The following is a 3,356-nucleotide window of genomic DNA, read 5'->3' as shown; positions in this document are numbered from 1 at the left end:
ATGAAGGTCACACCCTATGCGCTGAAACAGGAAACCCACTACGACTGGCGTTATGTGGAGCCACCGTCGGCGGCGCGTATTTTTACCGTGGTGTTTGACCGGGACCTGAAGGTGGTCAGCACGGGTTCGGTGGACGATGAAAGCGCCAATCCTGCGGGTGGGATGCGGTGATGGTGGCTGTCAGCCGCGGTAAATTGGTCGATTATCTGAAGTCTCATCGCTTTTGGTATATCGCGGTCATCTTGACGATGGGCGTGCTTTTTGTCGGAGTTCCCCTGCTGGGATTGCACGGTATGCAGGTGCCAGGTCGAGGACAGGCCAGTGTTTTTGTCGGAACCATCGAGCCCCTGCCGTTAAAGACAGACTTTTTGTCTTGCCGATGGTGTTTACGTCCTCAATTGACCGCTCCAATGGTAGTGAGGCGGGCCGACGGCATTGCGCTGGCGTTTAGTTGCGCTTCACCAAGTCTGACATCCCGCATTACGGCTTGTTTCCCCGGTCAGTCGTCCCATCACGGAAAGTTGGTCAAGGTTTATTGGAGCGAGCAGCCTTCCGGTTATCTTTCGGGTTCTGTGAAAAGGCCGTCGCGGATAGAAGCTGTGGCGGGCGAAGTCCTTTTTTCTGAACAGGACGCACAGGAAAAAATCGCCGCCGAGCGCCGGTCCCATCTTTATTTTTTGGCGTTTCTGGTTGTTCTGGCAGGGCTGTTTTACTATCCGTCGATGGTCTTCCTGGACTGGGTGCAGGTAGCTGAGCGTCGTCGAAGTACGCATGGCGCGGAATAGTGACCGCAGAAGGTTATACAGCCTAAACTCGCTCGATCTTTTCAAGAAATCCTGAGCGTTCCATCACGGCCAGCGGCTGGGCATTGAGCCCCGCCAGCACCAGCCGGCCGCCGCGCAGCACGATGGCCTTGTGCAGCTGCTCCAGCACATCGAGCCCGGAGGTGTCCAGCGATTGCAGCGATTGCACGTCCAGCCGCACCACCAGGCCTTTGGGCGCGCTTTCCACCACGTTCAGGATGGGGTCGAGCTTGGCGACGGCGCCAAAAAACAGCGAGCCGTACAGCTGGAAGCTGGCGCCGTCGGCGCTGCGTGAGACCTCCACCACCTGGAACAGGGTGCTCATGCGTCGTACAAACAGCACGCAGGCCAGGATCAGGCCGACCTGCAGGGCGACCGTCAGGTCAAAAACTACGGTCAGCAAAAACGTGCCGAGCATGATGAGCCGGTAATGGCTGCTGGCCTGGCGCAGGTGGGCGAATTCGCGCCATTCCCCCATGTTCCAGGCCACATACAGCAGGATGCCCGCCAGCACCGCCAGCGGCACATGGACGGCCAGCGGGGCGGCTACCAGCACCACCACCACTAGCGTGAGGGCATGCACCACGCCCGAGACGGGAGAGGTGGCGCCCGAGCGCACGTTGGTCACCGTGCGGGCAATGGTGCCGGTGGCGGGCATGCCGCCAAAGAACGGCACCACAAAGTTGGCCACGCCCTGGGCCATCAGCTCCTGGTTGGGGTCATGACGCGGCAGGCCGGAAATCTGGTCGGACACGCGGGCGCAGAGCAGCGATTCCACCGCACCCAGCAGTGCAATGGTGATGGTGGGTGCCACCAGCAGCCGCACCGTCTCCCATGAAAAGTCAGGCAGCGCAAAGGAAGGCAGGGCACGGGGTATGCCGCCAAAACGCGTGCCGATGGTTTCAACCGGCAGGCTCAGCAAATAGGCAAACGCGGTAAGCGTCACCAGCGCCACAATCGGCCCCGGCATGCGCGACGCCATGCGCGTGGCCCGCTTGAGTTGCACGCCCTCGACGGCCTGCATCAGCCTGATCAGCCGCGTGGTGAAACCGCCGGCGCTTCGCGTGTGCACGGCAAACAGCTTGGGCCACACAAAGAGGCCGAGCAGGCAGGCCAACCCCAGCCCCAGCGCGTAAGGGTTGAAGCTGTCCAGGTGTTCGCCGATCACACGCAGCTGCGAGAAAAAATCGGCCGGCATCTTGGGCACCACCAGCCCCAGCAGGTCCCTGACCTGCGACAGCACGATCAGCACTGCGATGCCGTTGGTAAAACCCACCACGATGCTCACCGGCACGTAACGCACCAGCGTGCCCATTCTGAAAAAACCCAGCAGAAAGAGCAGCACACCGGCGCAGGCGGTGGAGATCAGCAGGTTGGCCAGGCCGTAGCGTTCAAGAATGCCGTAGACGATGACGATGAAGGCGCCGGCCGGGCCGCCTATCTGCACTGCCGAGCCGCCCAGCGCAGAGATCAATGCGCCTGCGATGATCGCCGTCCAGATGCCGGCCTCGGGCTTGAGGCCGGAAGCGATGGCAAAAGCCATGGCCAGGGGCAAAGCCACAATACCCACCGTGACGCCGGCCCCGGCATCCTTGAAAAAACGCTCGCGGGTGTAGCCGGCAAGCGCTGAAAACAGGCGCGGGCGAAATGGGGCGAGATAGGCCGGTAAATGCATCATGCGGCGGGCGTGGGTCGTGGGATTTGCGCGGCTGGTGGTGCGGGCAACGACATAGGCATTGAATGTCCCGTATGACTTTTTTCCATTGTTCGAAGCCTCAACATTCGGTACATTAGAAGGTTTTGTTAGGTAGAAATAGTTACTTTTCGTGTGATTTCAGGGCCGAATCATCAGTGTCGTCCCGTTTTGATCATCTGCGTATGGTTTTTTGGGGAAGTGATTGTTTGGCCTTTTAAGTTTTTTGTCTGCAATGCCGCCGCGCCTTTCTGCCTGCCTGGCGGCCTTGCTGTTGGCCCACGCTGCGGCTGTCGCACAGGAAACGGCCGCCCCGCCTTCCCCCGTCGCGGCTGTTGTTGCACAAAGCGTGCCGTCCGCGGGCTACGACGTGGTTGGCCAGGGGCTGGTGCTGGTCGACAGTACCGGCTCGCTGACCTTTGAGCAGGTCCACAGCCGTTTTGAAGCCGGTGAAGGCGAGCCGGCCAGGCCGGAACAGATCATGCCGACCGGCGACGGGCGTGCCTTGTGGTACCGGTTGACGCTGCCTGCGGTGAGCCAGCCCACCCGGGTCATGCTCACGACACCGCATCCCAACATGGACAGTGTCTCGCTGTACCGCCCTTCGCAAGACCCCCTCGCTGCGGGGCAATGGCAAATCAGGCGCTCAGGTGATTCCATCCCCGTAGCAGAGTGGCCGGTGCGCCACCTGACACCAGCGTTCGAGATGCTGCTGCGCCCCGGTGAGACGCGGCCCACTTACCTTCGGGTCACCCACAACTACCCGATCAGCATGCACTGGGTCCTGTCCGATCCGGGCAGTTTTCACGAACAGTCCAAGCAATGGCACCTCCTGCTGGGGGTGTACATCGGCCTGGTGC

Annotated in this window: 3 protein-coding genes; 2 read left to right on the top strand and 1 reads right to left on the bottom strand. The window is 61.1% G+C overall.

The window, feature by feature from the left end:
- Positions 1-170 precede the first annotated feature (170 nt).
- Positions 171-785, top strand: coding sequence for a hypothetical protein (locus tag AC1D1P_RS18365; RefSeq protein ID WP_477669786.1), 615 nt, complete (start codon positions 171-173; stop codon positions 783-785).
- Positions 786-807: 22 nt separating this feature from the next.
- Here AC1D1P_RS18365 and AC1D1P_RS18360 read toward each other — a convergent pair whose 3' ends face one another.
- On the bottom strand, positions 808-2,478 hold the full coding sequence (locus tag AC1D1P_RS18360; protein ID WP_477670205.1) for a SulP family inorganic anion transporter: 1,671 nt from the start codon (positions 2,476-2,478) through the stop codon (positions 808-810).
- Positions 2,479-2,731: 253 nt separating this feature from the next.
- Here AC1D1P_RS18360 and AC1D1P_RS18355 point away from each other — a divergent pair.
- Positions 2,732-3,356: 7TMR-DISMED2 domain-containing protein (locus tag AC1D1P_RS18355; RefSeq protein ID WP_477673950.1), on the top strand; the 625-nt coding region annotated here is incomplete at its 3' end.

Source organism: Polaromonas sp. P1_E1_2 (genome assembly GCF_056406035.1).
The sequence above is the reverse complement of the archived record's forward strand: the minus strand, read 5'-3'. Positions and strand labels throughout refer to the sequence as shown.